Here is a 19,046-nt window from a genome sequence, read left to right as displayed (position 1 = left end):
CTTGAGTAGTCTCCAACCTAATCAACTACCCTTATTAACTCTTCACCTGTTCCGTAAACATGTGGCGAAATTAATAGGAACCATCCATTTATCTTCATGTTCCAACCGTATTTTCGATAAAAATCGAGATAACTCTACTTACAAAAAATAGAATCATTTAGTTATAACCTTGACGACCTCCGACCCAATCATCAACATCAACTCCATAGCAACAAGGTTAACACCTTTTACTATAGAATTGACGGGAATCTATCCACCGATATAGTTCCAACCACTATTTTTTATGTAAACTCATCATAAGTGTGTTTTACATTCTAACAAGGAAGAAGGTGCAAGACGTTAGTCCTTTTGGTAAGCTGTCAAATGTAGTCTTGCAAGCACCTCATTAACTATATTTAAATTATAAATTAATTATATACTATAGTCAATAAAAATATTATATTTTTTTATTTTATATAGTCTTATAAAATGAATTTTTTATTTCAACTTCAATATAATAGATAGTGATTCCTGTTGACCAAGCAACATAATAACTCGATAAGGGAGAATAGACACCTCATCCCGTCTTTCTGGACTTCGGGTGCCAGTGTCGTTGGCAGACAACATACAAATCTGTTATATACATCTTGAGGTTAGATGGTTGGCGAGCAACATAAAAACTTGGTGATTGTATGTTATCTTCCTAACATACAAATAAAAAAGCAGACCCTAAAAGGTCTGCTTTTCTCTTATGCTCCTGCTGTAATACCGCCATCAGCCATTACTGTACTACCGACCATACAAGAAGACTCATCAGATGCTAAGAAAGCAACAATGTTCGCAATCTCTTTTGGTTGAATTGCACGTCCAAGCTTCTGAATTGCAGGTAATTCTTTTAGTACTTCTTCACGCCCTCCAAATAATTCTGCATGTGCATCATTGAAAGTTGTATCTACCCATCCTGGACAAACACCATTCACACGAATGTTATCTTTAGCAAAATCAATTGCCATTTGTTTCGTTAACATCTTAATAGCACCCTTTGAAGTGACATATGCAGATAGTCGTTGCTCTGCAAATTCACTATTCGCTGAAGCCATATTTACAACCGCACCACCACCTGCTTTCTGCATATAAGGAAGCACGTACTTCGCCATTAAAAAGTATGATTTTACATTCACATTCATTGTTTTTTCCCAATTCTCTTCAGAAAGTTCAATGACAGAGCCAGGAATATTTACACCTGCGTTATTTGATAAGATGTCAATTCGTCCAAATTTATCAAATGTATAGTCTACGACACGTTTTACCGCATCTGCATTTGAAACATCCGTATAAACAAAGAACACCTCATGTCCTTGTCTTCTTAGCTCTACTGCTAATGCATTCCCCTCTTTTTCTAACACATCTGCAATGACTACTTTCGCACCTTCATCTATGAATTTACGAACAATAGCTCCTCCAATTCCTCGGGCTCCACCTGTTACAATTGCTACTTTATTTTCTAATTTCATATCTATCTACCTTCTCTCTTTTTATTTATGTATTTTATTTATCTGTTTTCTAAAAAATAGAACACAAAGATAAATCATCTATGTGTTCTATGTATTTATTATTTTGTTTATTACATATTCTCGATTTTAGGGACGATTTTATAACCTTTTGATTTAATCGCACCAATTACAATCCCCACGAATACCCATGAGAAACCTGCACCATAAGCAAGCATGTCAAATCCTGTCCATACGTAACCACATACTAAGATACCTACCATAGGAGCCATTACATGTAATAAGAAACCTTTAATACCTCTCTGTTTCTTTTTAAAGAAGAAGTAATAAATAACTGCCATGTTTAAAACAGTAAATGATGTTACTGCTCCAAAGTTAATGAACATCAAAACTGTTGGAATAGAACCTACTAAGATAATAATTGTAGAAATTACACCCGCAGTAATAATTGAGTTAACTGGAGTATCATGTTTCGAATGTAATTTAGCAAAGAAGCCAGAGAACGGTAAAATATTGTCTCGTCCCATTGCATACATGATACGTGATACAGCAGATTGAATGTTTAATGTAGTTGCTACTCCCGCTGATAAAACATTCACAATAATCATAAATTGGAAGAATCCATTCCCACCAATTTCTTTAGCAATATCGAATAATGCCATTTCTTCATTTAAATCTGCATGATTTGGATGAGCTAATGTTGCAACATATGTTAATACTAAGAATAGTAAACCTGTGCAAATTAGTGAGCCAACTGTAGCTAAAGGAATATGCTTTTTAGGATTCTGTGATTCCTCAGATAATGTACTTACACAGTCAAATCCCATGAAGCCCATTACTGTAATAGAAATAACTGTGGCGAAGAATTTCCAATCAATATGTTCTGGTTGGAATAGTGGTGCTAACGAAAATCCACCTGTACCATGACCATCAACAAAGACATATTTAATTGCCAACCCTACGAAAACAACTAATCCAATTAATTGAACGTAAAATAGAATATTATTTACTTTTGCGTTTACTTCAATTCCTTTTACGTTAATGATTGTATTTACAAGAACAAAGAATAAACTCCAAACAACTGGATTTACACCAGGAACTAAACCTGACATCCAAAGACCTGCAAAACTATAAACAAGACCTGGAGCTAAAATATAGTCGGCCAGCAATGTCCAACCTGCCACAAAACCTACATGAGGATTTACCCCTTTCGATACAAAGGTATAAACTGAACCTGCATGTAAAAACTCTTTACTAAACTGTGCATAACTTAATGCGGTAAAGAACATTAAAATCATTCCGATGAAGTACACCAGTGGTGCCATTCCGAAACTTTGATTTGTCACCATCCCGTAAACTTGGAATGGAGCAAGCGGTGACATACTTACCATTCCATAAATAATTAATTGTCTCAATGATAGAGACCTGTGCAGATGTTGTTCATTCATACAACTATCAACCTCCAACTTTATAAAATTTTTATACACTCAAATGCAGAATCTATAATAAACATCGTTCAATATGTTTCCATCTACAACTGCTGTCGTGCTTAGTTATATTAGCATGATTCGACAACTACCGTCAACTATAGTCAATGAAATATTTTTAATTTTATTTTGGTTAATGAATTTTTATGCATTTTTACCACAAGGTAGTAGATTGTATTTTTACTCGTATAATAAAGGTTATAGAAACTATGAAAGGTTACCGAAAAATTGTCCAAAATAAAAAAGTTACCGTTTTAACGGTAACTCATTCAAAAAAAGTATGTAATATAGAACTCTCATTCTTCTTTCTTCAATAAATGTTTGTAAAAAGCAGTACGTATAGGATTTTTTAGAATATCTTTAACCTCATTTCTAATTGATTCATTTAAATCCGTATTTCCTAACATCAACATGACATACTTATCTTGACCACTTTGGCTTGTCCCGATAAAATCACCTGTTCCCCTCAATTCTAAATCTTTTTCGGCAATGAGAAATCCATCCGTTGTTTCACACATCGTTTCTAATTTCCTTCGCCCCATCTCTGTAGCTTTATCAGATAATAATAAGCAATAGGATTGATAGCTACCACGTCCAACCCTTCCTCTTAATTGGTGTAATTGAGCTAACCCAAAACGCTCTGCATTCTTAATAAGAATCACTGTTGCATTTGGCACGTTCACACCAACTTCAATAATCGTAGTAGATATAAAAATATCATATTCTTTATTTGCGAATTTTTCTAATTCAGCATCTATATCTTGTTGCTTCATTTTACCTGTAGCCATTCCTACTCGTATTCCTTTTGGTTCAAAATATGTTTTTGCTTTTGCAAATGCTTCTTCTACACTTTCCACATCTTTTAGCATGTCACTATTACTTTCTTCTACTAAAGGACAAACGACATATGCCTGTCTTCCGCTCTTCACTTCCTCATAAATCCTTCGATAAGAATCTTCTTCCACGGTTATCAACGTGGTCTCTACTGGCTTCCTTCCTTTCGGTAATGATTTAATATTCATCACATCTATCGAGTCACCATGTATCGTCAGAGCTAAACTACGAGGAATAGGAGTCGCAGACATTGATATGGTATGAACACCTTTACTTGCTTTCAATTGAAGTAACTCCCTTTGTTTGACACCAAAACGATGTTCTTCATCTACAATTGTAAGTGCTAACGATTGAAACTCTACATCTTTGCTTAATACCGCATGAGTTCCTACGACTATATCTACTTCTCCTTCTTTTATGGCTTTAACAACCTTCTTTCGTTCTCTTACCTTCATGTCTCCCGAAAGATATGCTACCTTAATACCAAAAGAGGAAAATCGTTCCGTTATCTCTTCATAGTGTTGTTTTGCCAACACACTTGTTGGACACATTAAGGCTCCTTGATAGCCATTTTCTACTGCCATTAATAAAGAAAAGATAGCAACCATTGTTTTTCCACACCCTACATCTCCTTGGATTAAGGCATTCACTCTTTCTTTATTTTTCATTTTCTTTGAAATCATTCTTAAAGCATTTCTTTGTCCCTCTGTTAATTCAAAAGGCAATTCTCCCATTAGTTGTTTAGATAATTCGAATTTATCTATTTCAAATGGAGATTGCTTCATCTGATTATTTTCATTTTGCAATAAATTAAGGTTAAAAAAGAATAATTCATCAAATAAAAATCGACTTTTCCCTTCATTTATCTCCTCAGTAGTTTTCGGGAAATGAATATATTGAAGTGCTTTACGAAAATAAATCATATCAAATTTTTTAATGATACTATTTTCAAGATATTCATCTGAACGCACAATCGAATACGCACTATTCATACATCTTTTTAAATAATCATCACTCATTCCTTTTATTTTTGAATAAACAGGTAGAATTCCAGGATTTAATTCTGAAGATGGTCCATATAAGATAGGATTTGCCATAGAAACAAACTTTCTATATCCATACGTCACTGAGACTCTTCCACAAAATATATAAGACTCATTAATAGTAAACTTCTGAGCAATATAGGATTGATGAAAGAATGTAACATAAATAATAGATGCTTTACTATCTTCCACTTTTAAAATAACTGCATTGGGCTTCGTCTTTATTTCTTTCACAATACCTTTTATAGATTGATATTCATCAGGAATAGCATCTTGTATTAAGGTTATCTCCCTAAAGTCATAATATTTACGTGGAAAAAATCGAATCAAATCCTCTACTGATTCTATTCCCTTCTTTACAAACTGATTTTCTTTTGCTTTTGGTATATTTAATAATTGTAGTTCGATAGCAACCGCCTCCCTTTTATTTTTCTATTATTATGTTATTAACATAACCACAAAAATAAAAAAGGTATGGTGCATAGGTGGTTCTACCATTTTTATTTATACTTCACTTCCATTTTACGTACTATATTCTATACAAAATGAAGGTGGTGGTAGAAATGAAAGACTGGTTTTTAAAACTATTCAATAAAAATCCCAAAGATACGTCTACATATTTAAAATATGAAGATGGTGAAGTCATTCCATTAAAGACGACAAATAAAAGTAAATTAAAAGACGATTTAATAGAAGAAGAAAAACAAAGCCAAACCGTTTTTAAAGAAGATGAACTCCCTAAGAACCGCTCTTTTGGAGGAAATATACCGATGCAGTCACAAGAAAGGAAAAAGAAGTTTTCAAAGGTTATTATGTTGATATTTATCATTGTAATATTCGCTTCTTTTTGCCAGTTGTTTTATTATTTCCTATCTAAGAATACGACAGTCATCAATAGCAATCATAAAATCGACAGCATAACAAAGAGTGTAAAAAATCAAAAAGAAGCAGAACCGACTAAAAAAACGGAAACTACTGTAGAGGATAAATCTGTTTCTAAAACTGACCATTTTGAAAAAGAAAATGCAAAAACAATTGACGAGAAACCTATTTTTTCTTTTGGCCAAAAAGACTTAAAAGTAAAAAGCATGACAGATGAAAGAAAATCACTTCTCTCACTCTCTTCAGATACACACAATTTCATTTTAGATTCTCTATTAAAATTAAAATCTGAAGTTATCTTTTATGAAAAAGGGAAATCAAATAAATATATCTTTACGAACGAAACGGACAGATTAACACAACGTATAAACAATGCTAAATCATCTCTACAAGCAAAAGAAAAAGAACTATATAATGAAGACATGTCTTCTATTTTTACAAATCTAAATGATAGATTAATTGCTTTAGATACATTAGTTCAAACACTTAGAGCCATTGATAGAGAACAAATCATTGATACGACAAATGACTTCATTGAGAAAGAAAATAATACTTCCACTATTTATCAAGATGAATTTAAGAAGGTATTGGATTCTTATGGTATTACGTACAAAACAGATGAAGGAAAAATCACATATGCACTCTAAACATGTAGAAAGGAGTTTATTATAACTCCTTTCTATTTTATTTGTTATATAGGTTTATGTTTCGGAGGGGTTTTGTTTTTTGTTGCGTATACAAAATATCATGCACATAATATGTTTTCAAATAAAATACTATTTTCTATTAATACATGAAATATAAAATTTTATACACCTTTTATTGACGTTCTTTGATTTTTCATAGTAAAATCAAGTAAGACGTTAGAAACATTAAGGAGGATTCCTTTCATGACTAAAAACTGCGATAGAATGATTATTGTAGACCCAGGTAAAAATGCAGTAAAAGTATTTTCTGTAAAAGAAGATGGTACTTTAGATAAAGTATTCAGCTTCCCTTCAAAGACAGAGGCTAAACGAAACTTCCGTGGAATTGATGGCTCAAGTGCTCTTCAATTCAAGGTAGAAATTAATGGTCAAAAATACATCGTTGGTGAAGGTGTAAAACGTACATACAACTTTGAAATCACAAAGAACAATGACCATCATAAATTATGTGTTCTTACTGCAATTGCTAATGTTGTAGAAAAAGATAATGAAAAAATTGATTTAGTAGTTGGTTACCCTTCAAGTGATTTTGAAAACGAAAAACAACGTAAAGAATTTGAAGAATTACTTTTAGGTGATAAAAAAGGTGAAATTTCTCTTCACTTAAATGATGAAAAGAAAACATTCACAATCAGTTCAATCACTGTAAAACCAGAAGGAATGGCTTTATTCCCTCGTATGCAATCAAAAGAACAAAAAAACTTCCATATCATTGATATCGGAGGACAAAATGTAAACTATCGAGAATACGATGCAAAAGGCAATACTGTTAACTCTTGTAGTTTAGACAAAGCAGGTATTAACCACTTAGAGCAATACATTAAAACCGAATTACGTAAAGTTGTACAAGCCGATGAAATTAACGTATCTGAACTTGATGTTTTACAATCTATTTCAGATGGTAGAATTGTAGAGGTTAACAATGTTGATGGTTATAAAGATAGTGCTGAATTTATCGAAGATGTTGTATGCAACTTTATCGAAATTCGTATTATTGATGAATTATCTGGTCGTGGAGTTAGTATTGAACAAAAAGGACACTACATCATTTTCACAGGTGGAGGTTCATTACGCTTAGAAAACTATTTAAAAGCTCTATTACCACACAACACTTCCAATATGGACTTTTCTAAAACTGCAAAATGGGATAATTGCATTAGCTATTCAATGAGACATATCCCTGAAGTGCAAAAAGATAAGAAAAAGTTAGTTGCTATGTTTGCTAAAATCGTTTCTCAAGTAAAAGAAAAAGATTTTGAAAAAAGTCGAAATCCTTTCCTTAAAGAAGACGACAAAGTAGCACTTTAAGAAGCAGGATATTATCCTGTTTCTTTCCATAAAGGAGAATGCATATGGATAAGAGTAAATATAAGAAACATATAAACGTCTCCCTTCAAAACAAAAAGTATTATGATTCAATTAACCCTGTATTATTAAAATGGGCATCTAATAGCGAAAACATGTCAGAAAAGGTTAGTGAGTCTATCCTAATGGCAGCCCGATTAGAATCTTCAATAGGGATAAATAAATTAATGAACACGTTTGAAATGATTGAAAAAACACTTCAAATTTATTTCCCTGAAAAAAATAATACTTATAACGAAGCGGTAGAAAAAGCATTTGAAAAAATTGTTCATGTAAATGGTTCTATGCTATCTGATTTCATAACAAACCCTGTTCAATTCTCAGAAGCTCAATTACAATCTTCTCAGAAACAAGAATCAGTTACTTCTTCTCCTACAGCATCTATTACAGAACAAAAGGCTGTTAATAATCCTGTTGTTAAAACAGAAGAAATAACGAAAAGTGAAACAAAACAAGAAGTTGCAAAACACGAAAAAGAAGAACCTGTTATTAGCGAAGGCGAAATAACTCAAACGAATGAAGAAACGCCTAAAAATGTAAAAGTAGAAGAAAATCAAAAAGAAGAGACTAAAGCTCCTACTCCTAAAGAGTCTAAAGAAGACGAAAAACTTGAAAAAGAAAATCTTCCTGTAGAGCCTAAAGAGGACGAGAACTCTGAAAAAGAAAAACTTCCTGAAGAACATAAGGACGATAATCAAGACGCAAATGAGGAAGTAGAAATAACAGATGCAGATGTGAATCTATTATTTGGAAATTAATTTCAATAAAAAGAAGCTACTTATTAAAGTAGCTTCTTTTTTTGTGCATTTTATTATAAATCTTTCATTTTCGAATAAAATAAGTAGATTATAAAAAAAACAGGTAATTTAACAATTTTATTTCTAAGGAGAGATTATGATGAATCAAACAGTTTCAGGAGATACTCAACAGGTCGGAGAAAATACACAACAAGCAAATCAGGTTTACAGTGCAGTTTACTACCAAGGAGAAGATGTAGAAAACGCCCTGCTAAATGCAACAGAAACGGATTTTCAAATTTTCAAAGGCTTAAAAGAATTTACCCCTAAAGGCATGGTATATACAGTGAAAGAACGCTATACACAAAAGAAACCTAAACACGGTGAGATTTGGACTGTCGATTTAGGCGTAAACGTTGGTTCTGAAATGAATAAGATTAGACCATGCGTTATCGTCTCACCTGATAGCTATAACGAATCTCAAAAATTAGTAGTTGTTGTACCCATTACTCATGCTGATAAAAGTTTAGATTGTCACATGAAAATAAACTCTGAGTTACTTACAGATAGAGATTGTTCTATTAATGGGATTATAAAAACAGAACAAATTCGAACTGTTTCTCACGGACGACTACATAAGTACAAAGGCACTTTATCAAAACCAGGATTAGGCGAATTACAGCTTAAAATGAAAAATTTTTATTGCTAATTAATTCATTGGTATAAAATGATTTTTTATAAAGGGGAGCAAAAAATGAATAAAACAATTAAAGTCAATTTTAAAAACGTTTTATCAGAATTAAAAGAAAAAGAACTAAAGCTGTGTTTCTTAAAAGGTAGAGGGATGTTTATTGAAGATAAAAACAAAATCTTATATCAAATGGAAATCTATCGACATGGCTCATACTTAGATAATTTAATAAAAAACGGAATCACGGTTGAATTTGAAAAAGTAGGTAATTCATTAAGCGAGAACATTGAAGATTGGGAAAAAGAAATTTGGGGCATTGCAGATGTGGAGTCATTTATTAAAAGACACTTATAGTGTTAATTAGATAAAAAGTATATTTTGTTTAATAAAAAGATGTTTTTTATAAAAGAAAAGCTACTTATATTCTTGGAGGTAATAAAAAATGAATAATAAAAAGTTAATGGTCAAATTAAATGATTTATATACTCAATTCTTAGCAACCAGAGAGCAGAGCCGAAGAGTAATAATGCAAAGTGGAATTATTAGAAGGGCTTTTGGTGTGAAAGAATATGAGATTGGAAAACCCGTTAAGGATTATGAACGAAAGCTTGTCTTATCTGATGATGATATAAGAGAAGAATTTAACGAACGTATATCTTTTTGGAATTGGGCTAAAAAAGAAAATGATATGGACAGAGCAAAGGAATTCGAAAATATAGTTCATTATTTCATTGATGCTGTAAGATTCTTCAATGAAAATTTAGCAGAGGAATTCCAGAAATCTGTTACTTTTGAATAAAAGGTTGTCTTTTTTAAAGGGAGGTTTTGTTAATAAAACATCCCTCTTTTACTAAACGGAGGGTTTAAAATGGAAATCAAAGTAAAATGCATAGGTGAAGATTCTTGGGGAAGAAAGTTATATCAAAACATAAAAAACAAACATGTTTATGCAGTTGTAGATGATTGGCATTATACAACAAGCAAAGATGGTGAACCTGATTGCCCATTAAGAAAAGATATTTGTATTGTTATAGTTGAATAGATAAGCTATTTTTAATGAGAGGTTTATATACCTCTCATTTTTTATTTGTATTGATTCAATAATAAAAAAGATAGCTAAATATTAGACTATCTTTTTCGAAACAATCTTATTCAATTCTTGTACAGAACTTTCAAAGTTATTATTTACAACTATATAATCTGCATGTACGTGATTCATTCTCTCTTTATTTTTAACACAATATAGGATTCTATCTTTTATCTTGCTAAAAGAATCCCCTCTTTTAAACATCCTCCACGCCATACGAATCAAGGAAAGAGAAATAAATATAATCGTTACAATTTCACCATATGCCTTTTTAACCTGCATAGCCCCATTAATATCAGTAACAACATAGATTCTATCGTGCATCTTTAATTTACTATCTATCTCTTCCCTACTGACACAATATGAATTCCCTGCATATACAACACTTTCTATTTTATCCAATTCATCAAACGTTTTATTTGAAACGAAATAATAGTCTTTCCCATCTACTTCCCCTGCCCTTGGCTTTCTTGTAGTATGAGAAATTACTTCAGGAATATCCATTCTTTCCTCTAACGTTTTTCCTAATGTTGTTTTTCCACTCCCTGATGGTCCCACCAAAATAAATATTTCTTTTTCCATCGAATTAATCCCCTGTCGTCTTTCACTTCTTCTTTGGGTTCCAAGGTGTTAAAGTTTCCAATGAAACTTCAATTTCTTCTTCCCTAATCTTCTCCGATGAACGGCTCACAATTCCAATTTTAACATTCGCCATTAACTTCTTTTTATCAATCGAAATAATTCGAGCATTCGCAAAAGAACCCTCTATATATTCACACATTACTAAATCTCCGACTTTAAAATTACTTTCTTTCCCATTCACGTTTGTTCCTCCCAAAATGACACAATTGTTACTATTAGTATAATACTTTTTATTAACTATAGTCAATAAAAAGGAAGGTTTTATAAACCTTCCTTTTCAAGATAACTAATAAATCCTTTTAGTAATCCACTATCAAATTGTTTATCTGACTCCGCAACCATTAGCTTCAACACTGCTTCTTTTGTAAATGCTTCTTTATAAGAACGTTTGTGAGATAATGCATCATATACATCAATTATACTCATGATTTTAGCGAGTGGGTGAATTTGTTTCCTCATTAGTGAGAATGGATATCCTGTTCCATCCAATCTTTCGTGGTGTTGTTGAATAATATCCTTAACATCATCATTAACCATTACATTCGGGATGTTAATTGTATGTGTTTTAATAATAGCAAACTCGTCTTCAGACAATCGTCCTTTTTTATATAAGACCTCTTTTGGTAGTAAAAACTTACCTATATCATGCAACAAAGCACCTACAATTAAATTATTCAAATCCTTTTTAGATAATCCTAAATACATACCAAATTTACTTGCCAATACCGCACAACGAATAGAATGTTGCACCGTTTCGTCTTTAATCAGTAATTCCATTTTTTTATTAAAATGTAGTAATTTTATAATTTCCTTTTTATATACAGTAAGCAAATAAGTCACTCCTCTTTTATATTTTCGCTTCTGTATTATATAGAGTTTTATTTAGTATATAACCAGATATCCGTATAATTTACATTCCGAATTATCATATACTAATTAAGTAAAGTCAATAAAAAAAAACAAAATATTATTTACTGATAGATAAATGAAATTATAAATTTCATTGACTATAGTAAATAAAATATGTTATTTTAAGATGACAGAATATTTGTAGGAGGCTTTTATGGAACAAATAAAATCACATCCAGTTAAAGATGTTTATCGTATATCAGATGGCTTGTTAGTTGAAATTCATAAATACGAACGCATCGGAAATGTATGGATGCAAGAAACAAAGCAAACTAAAGGTGTTCAAGGTTGTAGAGGATTGCGAGTATTAACGGAAGATTACGGAGATAACATTCCTAAAGGAACGTTCATTCTCAATTCTGTCCCTATTCGAGTTGTTACAGATGCCAACTTGTTTAAAGCTGAAATAAAAACAAATGGTAGCGGATTATACGGAAGTATTCCAGAATTAGAACGAACATTAAAAACGATTCAAAATATTTTAGACTCCTATAAAGAGTAATTAGAGTTCGAATGAATACCAATCTCAGAATCTATAATAAGTGTATTTATAAAAACAGGTATAGAAAACTATAACATGAAAATGGAGATGTTTTAGCTATGATTATTGTTGTTACAGGTCATCGACCAAAAAAATTAAATAATATCTATGATATTTATCATCCAATGTATGTTTCTATCGGAAGGGAAATGAGAGATTTTATTTTGAAGCAAATCACATTGTTAGAAGATGGCGAAAAGCTAAGGTTAGTTACTGGTATGGCGTTAGGAATTGATACGGTGTTCGCTTTAATTGCATTGAAACTAAAGAAAATGTTTCCTGAAAAAATTATTCTGCATTGTGCCGTTCCTTGTGCAAGCCAAGAAGGCCCTTGGCGTAAACCCGACAAAGATAGATATCATCGAATTTTGCATGAGGCAGATGAAGTTGTTTTTGTCTCAAGAGAAAAGTATGTAGACGAACAAACTATGTACGATAGGGACGAATATATGGTAGATATGTTAGCCGTTGAACGGGGCTATTTACTTGCAGTTTGGAATGGAATCCCAAATGGAGGTACTTACCATACAATCGAATACGCCCAAGGAAAAAGTGCATCAATCCAAACAATTGACCCAAATCGACACATGCAATGAGACCAATATTAATTGGCCTCATTTTTCTATGAGTTAGATTATTTACGAAAAGGATGGATTTAGATGACTTATGAAGTGATTCATTACTGCCATGTACTACCTACTTTCCACACTGTAGAATCAGGACTTACTTTGAAAGATGCTCAAGATAAAGTAAAAGAATTAGCAACAAAACAAAAGTACAGTAAACACACAATGGATTGTTGCAAATTCTATGTTCAACCAGAAATAAAATAATACAATGAATAAAGGATTGAACTGAAATGACTAAAGAAAAAATTAATGTATATTTAGACGATAAAAGAGACTGTCCAAAAGGATTTACAATTGCAAGAACTATGGAGAAAGCGATTGAACTCCTTACAAACTATGCTGTTCAAATTCTTTCACTTGACCACGACTTAGGAGAAGATGAGAATGGGAAACTACTCCCTACTGGTTATGATTTCGTGAAATATTTCTGCTTACACAATTTATTTGCTGAGAAAATTTATATTCACACTGACAATCCACCAGGTCGTCAAGCTATGTATGAGACGCTGAAAGGTGCTCAAAGACGAGGATTTATTGCTGAAGATATTAAAATACACCATTACTCAATCACAGTGAATAGATACTCTGGCGAATAAAACGTGCTCGCAATAGAATTTAATAATAATGCTCATCCTTTCTTATTATGATATAGCAAATATTTATTTAAGAGAGGATGAAAATTGCGATGGCAAAACCGAAAACAATAAAAGGAACTGTTGGAGAAAAGACAGTTGAATATAAAGAAATGACTATGAAAGAGTATTTTGTAGTTTTCATTACTACATTAGTAGGTTTTTCTTTCCCTACAGCTATAATTGCTTTTCTACTTGTTAAAACTACCGAGCTAAACATCTTTACAGCAGTTGTTATCGGATTACTTATGATAATTTTATTAGTTGTTTCATTCGGATGGCATAAACCTGCTTATAAAAATGAAAAGAAATCAGAGAAAGATGATGACGATGATTAAGAGGTGTATCTATAATGGTACATCTTTTTTTATGTTCATAAATGTTAAAGCATGATGGTCCCTACTATTTTACATTTTGGTTACATTACCTATATAAATTGTATTTATTTGATATAATAATATCCGAAATTAATGAATATAGGAGGTTTTATTTTGGCTAATAAAAATAGAACTAAGCAGAAGCAAAATAATAAATCACAAGATGCTCAACATGTACAAGAAACACCTGATTCTGCTTCTTCAAAAATCAACAACAATGAAATAAAAAGTAATAATGGATTCTTTAAAATTGTAAGCCAAGCAACGCTTATTGCGTTGCTGTTAACAGCACTAAGTTATTCGTTTACAGCCTTATTTAAATCTGGATATCATCATTATTATCGATTAAATGATTATTCATTGTTAACAATTGATACAAGCGATTTGGTACATTTCTTTTTAGTATCATTCCAATATCTATTACCATTAACAATATCTTATTTTGCTGTTAGATACATATTCTTAGCACCTGAATTTTTCCTCAGAAAAGGTGGAGTAAAAAGTATAACAATAGCTTTTGTTATCATTCTTTTCTTTATACCCATGTTTATGTCTTGGATTTTTAATATAGACAAATTCGATAAAAGATATATATTTGCATGGGCATTTGTTACAAATTGTATAGTTTTTTATCAGTTCTTCTCACCTACAGTCCAATCTATATTACAATTTCTTCTAACGCCAATCAGACCTTACAAAGTATTTTTTATTCTCAGTGCATTTATCTTTTTAGGAATTGGCTCCTATAGATTAGGTGTTGATACAGCAAAAAAACAAGAAGAATATTCAATTGTTACTCAGGGTGAAGAAGAGCTTATTGTAATTAGTACCAAAGGCAACAGTTTAATTACAGCTCCTTTTAATAAGGATACAAATACAATAAAATCAACCTTTACAGTTATTCCCATGAAAAATCAATTAAGCTTAAAGACTACAACACTGACAAAAAATTTAATAGTAAAATCAGACATATAAATAATATGAATACATAAAAAAACACCTTATTTGTCTTTAGGTGTTTTTATGTATTCAGCACTTCCCTATTACTCACTAAAAGAATATAATTTCTTTTATGAAATCCAACCGAGTTTTGTAATAGAATGATATAGTCATATTAGCAAATCATATTAAACTGTTTAGGAGGAACACTGTTGATTGAAACATTATTAATAAAATTTTATAAACAAAATCTGAGTAATTATGCATTAGTATACAAACATGTTCTTATTAACATCATCATTGCAGTTATAATAATTTTTCTTTCTGTACTAATTCCAGCCCCCTATATTATTCATAATAACCAAGAGTTTCTGTTAATATCTATATTTTTCTTTATTTCATTAATAGTAGCTGTTATGGCACTAAGTTTATTAGTTAATCTTCCTGCAATGAATTTTACCAGGAGATTTTATAAAATAAAACTACGTAGTTTAGAGTGGGAACTTTTTCGTTTATATTTATTAAAAGAATATTTAGTTGAAACTAAATTTATAGATACTGAAAATAAAAATACAAAAGAAAACAAGGAAAAAATTGAAATGATTATTTCTTTATTCCAACAAAAACTTGATAATCGACAAAAGAATAAACCTTTTTCAATTTTGGGTTCTTACTTTAACACTACTATTGTATTTTTAATTCCCATCTGGACCGCATTTAATAATCAAGTATACTTTAAAGAAGTCACCCTAAATGAAGCAATTCATAACATAGGAACTATTTTTTGGGTGGTACTACTTTTATTTGTTCTGTTTTGTATGATTAAAATATATAAAATACAATATAAATTTCTTTACCCCGACTACAAATTGCAAGAAATCATATACATGCTTTCACAATTACAAATCATACATAATAATGACAAGTTTTCACAAAAACATATACCTCAAGACCAAAAAGACAAAATTAAAACTATGGTGAAAGATTACAATAAAACAAGGAATAATTACAAAGAAAAAAATACCACTTCATTTTTAAAAAGATATTCTTATTTCAAATGGAAGTGATAAAAAATAAAAGCACCTATTATTAGGTGCTTTTTAATACAACTTCTTCCCCTTTCCAATTGTTAATGTCCATGCAGTTCCACAAGGATTGGGAATCTCTTGAGCATCAATTAGACATTCTTTGCACTTGTCATTTTTATACCACTCACAATTTTTAGTTACAGCATTACGCAACACTCGCTTTGAAACAACTCTGGCAGTTGGTCCCTTCAAATATCTATCTTCCGTATGCACAATTATATTTTTAGGGTCTTTTATCATATCTACTGTTTTATTCATATCCTCTCTTCCCCTTTTAGACTGAAATCGTCTTATATGTATTCCCGTCAATAACTAATCCATTCAGTTGACCATCAAAGACCGCTCCCCCATCAATTCCAATCTTTGTCTTACATGGAGAAATCCAAACATCATTGGACTTATCCTCATTTAATACTCTTGTAATAGTATGACCAAATACAATTGTTTTTCCTGTTTCATTTATACCATAATGAAATGGTTTTCGAATCCAACTAAAATCCTTTTCGGATGAGTTTTTCCAATCAGAATACACAAGATTCACTCCTGCATGGACAAAAATAAAATATTCTGTTTCATAAAAATAAGGCATGTCTTTTATAAACTGAATGACTTCTGAATATTTCTCTTTCATCAATTTAGCAAGATGTTCTGGCGTATACCTAATAGATGCTTTTTCTCCTAAAAATGAATCTATTGTAGCGTTTCCACCTTGATTCAAGTAAAATTCCCCCTCATTTACAGGGTCATCTATAAAATTCAAAAACAATTCTTCATGGTTACCTCTTAAAAAAATAGCATCATATTGTTTCTTCAAGTACATAGCTAAAATCAATGTTGATTTTGATTTCTTTCCTCTATCGAGCAAATCACCTAATTGTATCAGTCTATGTATATCTCTATCCCACTTTTTTAACAAGGTTGTAAATTCTAATAAACATCCATGAATATCCCCGACCACAAAAAATCTATCTAATACTTGCTTAACTTCGGTTATCTTCATAACTTCCGAATGGTTCATTTGTGTATCTCCTATCATCTATATAAGTTTCTTTGGCAAAATTTGTTTTTAGTTTACAATAAAGCTTAGTTTGTTATTTCATTTATAGCTTGTACAAGTAAAATTTCATCACAATCATATAAACCTGAAGTATTCATATTGTTGTATTCAACAACTTTAAATCCATTATTCGTCTCTGCAACATCAATTACAAATGCTTGAGCTAATGGAAATTGGTTAATCATTTTCATTGTGTAGGAAAGTAATTCATCAGAAGGTTTACGGACAGTGCTCATAACTTTATTTTCTTTATAACAAGAACTGGTCACGATGTTCTGATTGATGACAAAGAAACGATATTCAGCTTGTATTTCTTGTATAGGAGAAATCATTAATTTTTGACCAAGATAAGGACTATCCTCCTTACATTCTCGTTTCTGCCATGCCAAAAATTCTTCTCTTGTCACCGTTTGACCTGTAAATAACTTTGTATTCCCTGTAGGTCGAATAAAGAACTCCTCATCTATCGGATTTAGCTCCCATAAATCACCTACCATAAAATCTTTGTTTAGCAGTTCATCTCCCAATACTTGCTGAAATACTTCAAATTCAAATTGGTCATTCACAAAAGAACCAGGCTCCAAATTCATTTCTTTCGCTATATTTGCAAGTGTTTTAGAGCCATATACCATTACTTGCTCATTACAAATAAAATCATTTAAGACTCTATCAGAATTATCTCTTGGTATTTTACTTTCCTTATCAATCACTGTTAGTGAATTATCTTTGTCTACTCTTACAATCAAATACTCTATAGAACACTTTTCTAATGCTTTTACCATCCGTATTGTATTGGGGTTATAATTTAAAAACTCTTGTACTAACCATTTCATTTCCGATTCTCCTTTCTTAGTATCATGTGTAAAATGCAGAAGAGATGTTGTTATCCCTTCCACACCTTCCTATTATTACGCTGAAAACCTCAAAGTTTCAGTTTCACTAATTTTAAGGGCATGTAAATAGCCTCCAAAAACCGCTCCTCCATCGATTCCAATTTTTGTTTTGCATGGAGATATCCAAACATCACAATTATTATCATCATGATGTAGATACGGAGTAGGTGTATGACCAAAAACAATGATTTTTCCTGTTTTGTTTTTTCGTTTATGAAATGGTTCTCGAATCCACAACAAATCATCTTCCCCTGACATTCGCCAATCTTGTAAGATTAAATTAACACCTGCATGTACAAAAATATGACTATCTGTTTCATGATAAAGAGGAAGATTTCTAAGGAACTCTACTTCTCTTGAAAACTCTCTTTTTATGTAGTCTGCAACTTCTGTCAGATACTTAAATTCATAGCCTGGTAAAAATGTTGAAAGGGTTTCTCTTCCTCCATTTCTGAAATAGGATTCTGCATATGAATGTGGCATGTCTAACCACTGTAAAAACATAGCTTCATGATTTCCTTTTAAAATAATAGCTCCATACTCTTCTTGTAATTTCATGGCAGTTAGAATACACCCTAAACTATCTGGTCCCCTATCAATTAAATCACCTAATAAAATAAGTTGCTCTGTTTCTCGATTCCAAGACTTAAGTACTTCATCTAAATTCTCTTTACACCCATGTAAATCACCCACTACAAAAATACTTTTCTTCATTTCTATCACTCCTCTAAATTTTATATTTTTATTCCCTTATAGGTAAATAATTTAATTTTTATTACTGAATTTCTCTTGATAATCTTTAAATACATTCTCGAAATACGATAAACTTTCGTTTCCTCTTTTAATGAATTTTGATTGCCATCTTAATTCCTCTAATAATTCTTTCCAAAAACGCTCATCTGACTTTGTAGCTCGATTTTCTACAAATTCCTTTTCTAAATAAATTAATTTACTGATAGTCATTCTATGTAATGCTTTAGCTTTTAACTTTTGCATAATTTTCATTTGTCATGTCT

25 protein-coding genes are annotated in these 19,046 nt (G+C 31.3%); 14 read left to right on the top strand and 11 right to left on the bottom strand.

Annotated features, from left to right (window positions below):
• Positions 1-728 precede the first annotated feature (728 nt).
• The 3 genes from CQ064_RS07940 to CQ064_RS07930 all read right to left on the bottom strand — a co-directional run bounded on the left by CQ064_RS07940 (position 729) and on the right by CQ064_RS07930 (position 5,241).
• Positions 729-1,493 carry an SDR family NAD(P)-dependent oxidoreductase gene (locus tag CQ064_RS07940; protein WP_000764315.1) on the bottom strand — a complete coding sequence of 255 codons (765 nt, stop codon included), beginning with the start codon at positions 1,491-1,493 and terminating at the stop codon, positions 729-731.
• A gap of 110 nt (positions 1,494-1,603) precedes the next feature.
• Complete coding sequence (locus CQ064_RS07935) at positions 1,604-2,938, bottom strand: APC family permease (RefSeq protein WP_001005247.1); 1,335 nt, start codon at positions 2,936-2,938, stop codon at positions 1,604-1,606.
• A gap of 335 nt (positions 2,939-3,273) precedes the next feature.
• A complete protein-coding gene (locus CQ064_RS07930; RefSeq protein WP_258166659.1) occupies positions 3,274-5,241 on the bottom strand; it encodes an ATP-dependent DNA helicase RecG in 1,968 nt (655 codons plus the stop codon).
• Positions 5,242-5,417: 176 nt separating this feature from the next.
• Here CQ064_RS07930 and CQ064_RS07925 point away from each other — a divergent pair, with 176 nt between their 5' ends.
• The 7 genes from CQ064_RS07925 to CQ064_RS33420 all read left to right on the top strand — a co-directional run bounded on the left by CQ064_RS07925 (position 5,418) and on the right by CQ064_RS33420 (position 10,278).
• Entirely contained in the window at positions 5,418-6,383 is a 966-nt protein-coding gene (locus CQ064_RS07925) for a hypothetical protein (protein WP_000656091.1), read from the top strand.
• Positions 6,384-6,626: 243 nt separating this feature from the next.
• Positions 6,627-7,751 carry a ParM/StbA family protein gene (locus CQ064_RS07920; protein WP_000164518.1) on the top strand — a complete coding sequence of 375 codons (1,125 nt, stop codon included), beginning with the start codon at positions 6,627-6,629 and terminating at the stop codon, positions 7,749-7,751.
• Positions 7,752-7,795: 44 nt separating this feature from the next.
• On the top strand, positions 7,796-8,566 hold the full coding sequence (locus tag CQ064_RS33125; RefSeq protein ID WP_003319898.1) for a hypothetical protein: 771 nt from the start codon (positions 7,796-7,798) through the stop codon (positions 8,564-8,566).
• A gap of 136 nt (positions 8,567-8,702) precedes the next feature.
• Complete coding sequence (locus CQ064_RS07910) at positions 8,703-9,254, top strand: type II toxin-antitoxin system PemK/MazF family toxin (protein ID WP_003272864.1); 552 nt, start codon at positions 8,703-8,705, stop codon at positions 9,252-9,254.
• Between the two features lie 45 nt (positions 9,255-9,299).
• The gene (locus CQ064_RS07905; RefSeq protein ID WP_001044073.1) at positions 9,300-9,590 is read left to right on the top strand and encodes a hypothetical protein; all 291 of its coding nucleotides are present in this window, start codon (positions 9,300-9,302) and stop codon (positions 9,588-9,590) included.
• Between the two features lie 88 nt (positions 9,591-9,678).
• Positions 9,679-10,035 carry a hypothetical protein gene (locus CQ064_RS07900; protein ID WP_001060377.1) on the top strand — a complete coding sequence of 119 codons (357 nt, stop codon included), beginning with the start codon at positions 9,679-9,681 and terminating at the stop codon, positions 10,033-10,035.
• Between the two features lie 69 nt (positions 10,036-10,104).
• Complete coding sequence (locus tag CQ064_RS33420) at positions 10,105-10,278, top strand: hypothetical protein (RefSeq protein WP_000404135.1); 174 nt, start codon at positions 10,105-10,107, stop codon at positions 10,276-10,278.
• Between the two features lie 81 nt (positions 10,279-10,359).
• Here CQ064_RS33420 and CQ064_RS07895 read toward each other — a convergent pair whose 3' ends face one another.
• The 3 genes from CQ064_RS07895 to CQ064_RS07885 all read right to left on the bottom strand — a co-directional run bounded on the left by CQ064_RS07895 (position 10,360) and on the right by CQ064_RS07885 (position 11,805).
• Entirely contained in the window at positions 10,360-10,905 is a 546-nt protein-coding gene (locus tag CQ064_RS07895; RefSeq protein ID WP_000409979.1) for a guanylate kinase, read from the bottom strand.
• A 22-nt stretch (positions 10,906-10,927) separates the two neighbouring features.
• On the bottom strand, positions 10,928-11,146 hold the full coding sequence (locus CQ064_RS07890; protein WP_001013437.1) for a hypothetical protein: 219 nt from the start codon (positions 11,144-11,146) through the stop codon (positions 10,928-10,930).
• Positions 11,147-11,226: 80 nt separating this feature from the next.
• Complete coding sequence (locus CQ064_RS07885) at positions 11,227-11,805, bottom strand: HD-GYP domain-containing protein (protein ID WP_003272853.1); 579 nt, start codon at positions 11,803-11,805, stop codon at positions 11,227-11,229.
• 223 nt (positions 11,806-12,028) lie between these two features.
• Between CQ064_RS07885 and CQ064_RS07880 the strand changes: the two genes are divergently transcribed.
• From CQ064_RS07880 to CQ064_RS07855, 7 genes are all read left to right on the top strand, one after another.
• The gene (locus tag CQ064_RS07880; protein ID WP_000435080.1) at positions 12,029-12,376 is read left to right on the top strand and encodes a hypothetical protein; all 348 of its coding nucleotides are present in this window, start codon (positions 12,029-12,031) and stop codon (positions 12,374-12,376) included.
• 98 nt (positions 12,377-12,474) lie between these two features.
• A complete protein-coding gene (locus tag CQ064_RS07875; RefSeq protein WP_000587831.1) occupies positions 12,475-13,011 on the top strand; it encodes an SLOG family protein in 537 nt (178 codons plus the stop codon).
• Between the two features lie 63 nt (positions 13,012-13,074).
• Positions 13,075-13,248, top strand: a complete 174-nt coding sequence (locus tag CQ064_RS33415) for a hypothetical protein (protein WP_000220595.1) — start codon at positions 13,075-13,077, stop codon at positions 13,246-13,248.
• Between the two features lie 26 nt (positions 13,249-13,274).
• Positions 13,275-13,640, top strand: a complete 366-nt coding sequence (locus tag CQ064_RS07870) for a cyclic-phosphate processing receiver domain-containing protein (protein ID WP_000159540.1) — start codon at positions 13,275-13,277, stop codon at positions 13,638-13,640.
• 89 nt (positions 13,641-13,729) lie between these two features.
• On the top strand, positions 13,730-14,014 hold the full coding sequence (locus CQ064_RS07865; protein WP_001118291.1) for a hypothetical protein: 285 nt from the start codon (positions 13,730-13,732) through the stop codon (positions 14,012-14,014).
• A gap of 153 nt (positions 14,015-14,167) precedes the next feature.
• On the top strand, positions 14,168-15,028 hold the full coding sequence (locus CQ064_RS07860; protein WP_001284597.1) for a hypothetical protein: 861 nt from the start codon (positions 14,168-14,170) through the stop codon (positions 15,026-15,028).
• Between the two features lie 176 nt (positions 15,029-15,204).
• Positions 15,205-16,059, top strand: a complete 855-nt coding sequence (locus CQ064_RS07855) for a hypothetical protein (protein ID WP_000573417.1) — start codon at positions 15,205-15,207, stop codon at positions 16,057-16,059.
• A 33-nt stretch (positions 16,060-16,092) separates the two neighbouring features.
• Here CQ064_RS07855 and CQ064_RS07850 read toward each other — a convergent pair whose 3' ends face one another.
• The 5 genes from CQ064_RS07850 to CQ064_RS07830 all read right to left on the bottom strand — a co-directional run bounded on the left by CQ064_RS07850 (position 16,093) and on the right by CQ064_RS07830 (position 19,035).
• Positions 16,093-16,338 (bottom strand): hypothetical protein, encoded by a 246-nt coding sequence (locus CQ064_RS07850; RefSeq protein ID WP_001044653.1) that lies wholly within the window; start codon positions 16,336-16,338, stop codon positions 16,093-16,095.
• Between the two features lie 16 nt (positions 16,339-16,354).
• On the bottom strand, positions 16,355-17,098 hold the full coding sequence (locus CQ064_RS07845; protein WP_001016619.1) for a metallophosphoesterase: 744 nt from the start codon (positions 17,096-17,098) through the stop codon (positions 16,355-16,357).
• Between the two features lie 65 nt (positions 17,099-17,163).
• Positions 17,164-17,970: an ATP-grasp domain-containing protein gene (locus CQ064_RS07840; RefSeq protein WP_000871791.1), complete on the bottom strand. Its 807-nt coding sequence runs from the start codon at positions 17,968-17,970 to the stop codon at positions 17,164-17,166.
• A 75-nt stretch (positions 17,971-18,045) separates the two neighbouring features.
• Positions 18,046-18,744, bottom strand: coding sequence for a metallophosphoesterase family protein (locus CQ064_RS07835; RefSeq protein WP_000748198.1), 699 nt, complete (start codon positions 18,742-18,744; stop codon positions 18,046-18,048).
• 51 nt (positions 18,745-18,795) lie between these two features.
• The gene (locus tag CQ064_RS07830; RefSeq protein ID WP_000700015.1) at positions 18,796-19,035 is read right to left on the bottom strand and encodes a hypothetical protein; all 240 of its coding nucleotides are present in this window, start codon (positions 19,033-19,035) and stop codon (positions 18,796-18,798) included.
• Between the last annotated feature and the right edge of the window lie 11 nt (positions 19,036-19,046).

Origin of the sequence: Bacillus sp. MYb78 (assembly GCF_002975115.1) — a bacterium.
GTDB lineage: Bacteria > Bacillota > Bacilli > Bacillales > Bacillaceae_G > Bacillus_A > Bacillus_A cereus.
The sequence above is the reverse complement of the archived record's forward strand: the minus strand, read 5'-3'. Positions and strand labels throughout refer to the sequence as shown.

Bases quoted from the DNA above. Each gene is read 5' to 3' on its own strand.
- CQ064_RS07850 (WP_001044653.1), bottom strand. From the start codon at position 16,338: ATGAATAAAACAGTAGATATGATAAAAGACCCTAAAAATATAATTGTG.
- CQ064_RS07925 (WP_000656091.1), top strand. From the start codon at position 5,418: ATGAAAGACTGGTTTTTAAAACTATTCAATAAAAATCCCAAAGATACG.
- CQ064_RS07910 (WP_003272864.1), top strand. From the start codon at position 8,703: ATGATGAATCAAACAGTTTCAGGAGATACTCAACAGGTCGGAGAAAAT.
- CQ064_RS07875 (WP_000587831.1), top strand. From the start codon at position 12,475: ATGATTATTGTTGTTACAGGTCATCGACCAAAAAAATTAAATAATATC.
- CQ064_RS33420 (WP_000404135.1), top strand. From the start codon at position 10,105: ATGGAAATCAAAGTAAAATGCATAGGTGAAGATTCTTGGGGAAGAAAG.
- CQ064_RS07830 (WP_000700015.1), bottom strand. From the start codon at position 19,035: ATGAAAATTATGCAAAAGTTAAAAGCTAAAGCATTACATAGAATGACT.
- CQ064_RS07870 (WP_000159540.1), top strand. From the start codon at position 13,275: ATGACTAAAGAAAAAATTAATGTATATTTAGACGATAAAAGAGACTGT.
- CQ064_RS07865 (WP_001118291.1), top strand. From the start codon at position 13,730: ATGGCAAAACCGAAAACAATAAAAGGAACTGTTGGAGAAAAGACAGTT.
- CQ064_RS07835 (WP_000748198.1), bottom strand. From the start codon at position 18,744: ATGAAGAAAAGTATTTTTGTAGTGGGTGATTTACATGGGTGTAAAGAG.
- CQ064_RS33125 (WP_003319898.1), top strand. From the start codon at position 7,796: ATGGATAAGAGTAAATATAAGAAACATATAAACGTCTCCCTTCAAAAC.
- CQ064_RS07900 (WP_001060377.1), top strand. From the start codon at position 9,679: ATGAATAATAAAAAGTTAATGGTCAAATTAAATGATTTATATACTCAA.
- CQ064_RS07845 (WP_001016619.1), bottom strand. From the start codon at position 17,098: ATGAACCATTCGGAAGTTATGAAGATAACCGAAGTTAAGCAAGTATTA.
- CQ064_RS07905 (WP_001044073.1), top strand. From the start codon at position 9,300: ATGAATAAAACAATTAAAGTCAATTTTAAAAACGTTTTATCAGAATTA.
- CQ064_RS07940 (WP_000764315.1), bottom strand. From the start codon at position 1,493: ATGAAATTAGAAAATAAAGTAGCAATTGTAACAGGTGGAGCCCGAGGA.
- CQ064_RS33415 (WP_000220595.1), top strand. From the start codon at position 13,075: ATGACTTATGAAGTGATTCATTACTGCCATGTACTACCTACTTTCCAC.
- CQ064_RS07840 (WP_000871791.1), bottom strand. From the start codon at position 17,970: ATGAAATGGTTAGTACAAGAGTTTTTAAATTATAACCCCAATACAATA.
- CQ064_RS07920 (WP_000164518.1), top strand. From the start codon at position 6,627: ATGACTAAAAACTGCGATAGAATGATTATTGTAGACCCAGGTAAAAAT.
- CQ064_RS07880 (WP_000435080.1), top strand. From the start codon at position 12,029: ATGGAACAAATAAAATCACATCCAGTTAAAGATGTTTATCGTATATCA.
- CQ064_RS07935 (WP_001005247.1), bottom strand. From the start codon at position 2,938: ATGAATGAACAACATCTGCACAGGTCTCTATCATTGAGACAATTAATT.
- CQ064_RS07895 (WP_000409979.1), bottom strand. From the start codon at position 10,905: ATGGAAAAAGAAATATTTATTTTGGTGGGACCATCAGGGAGTGGAAAA.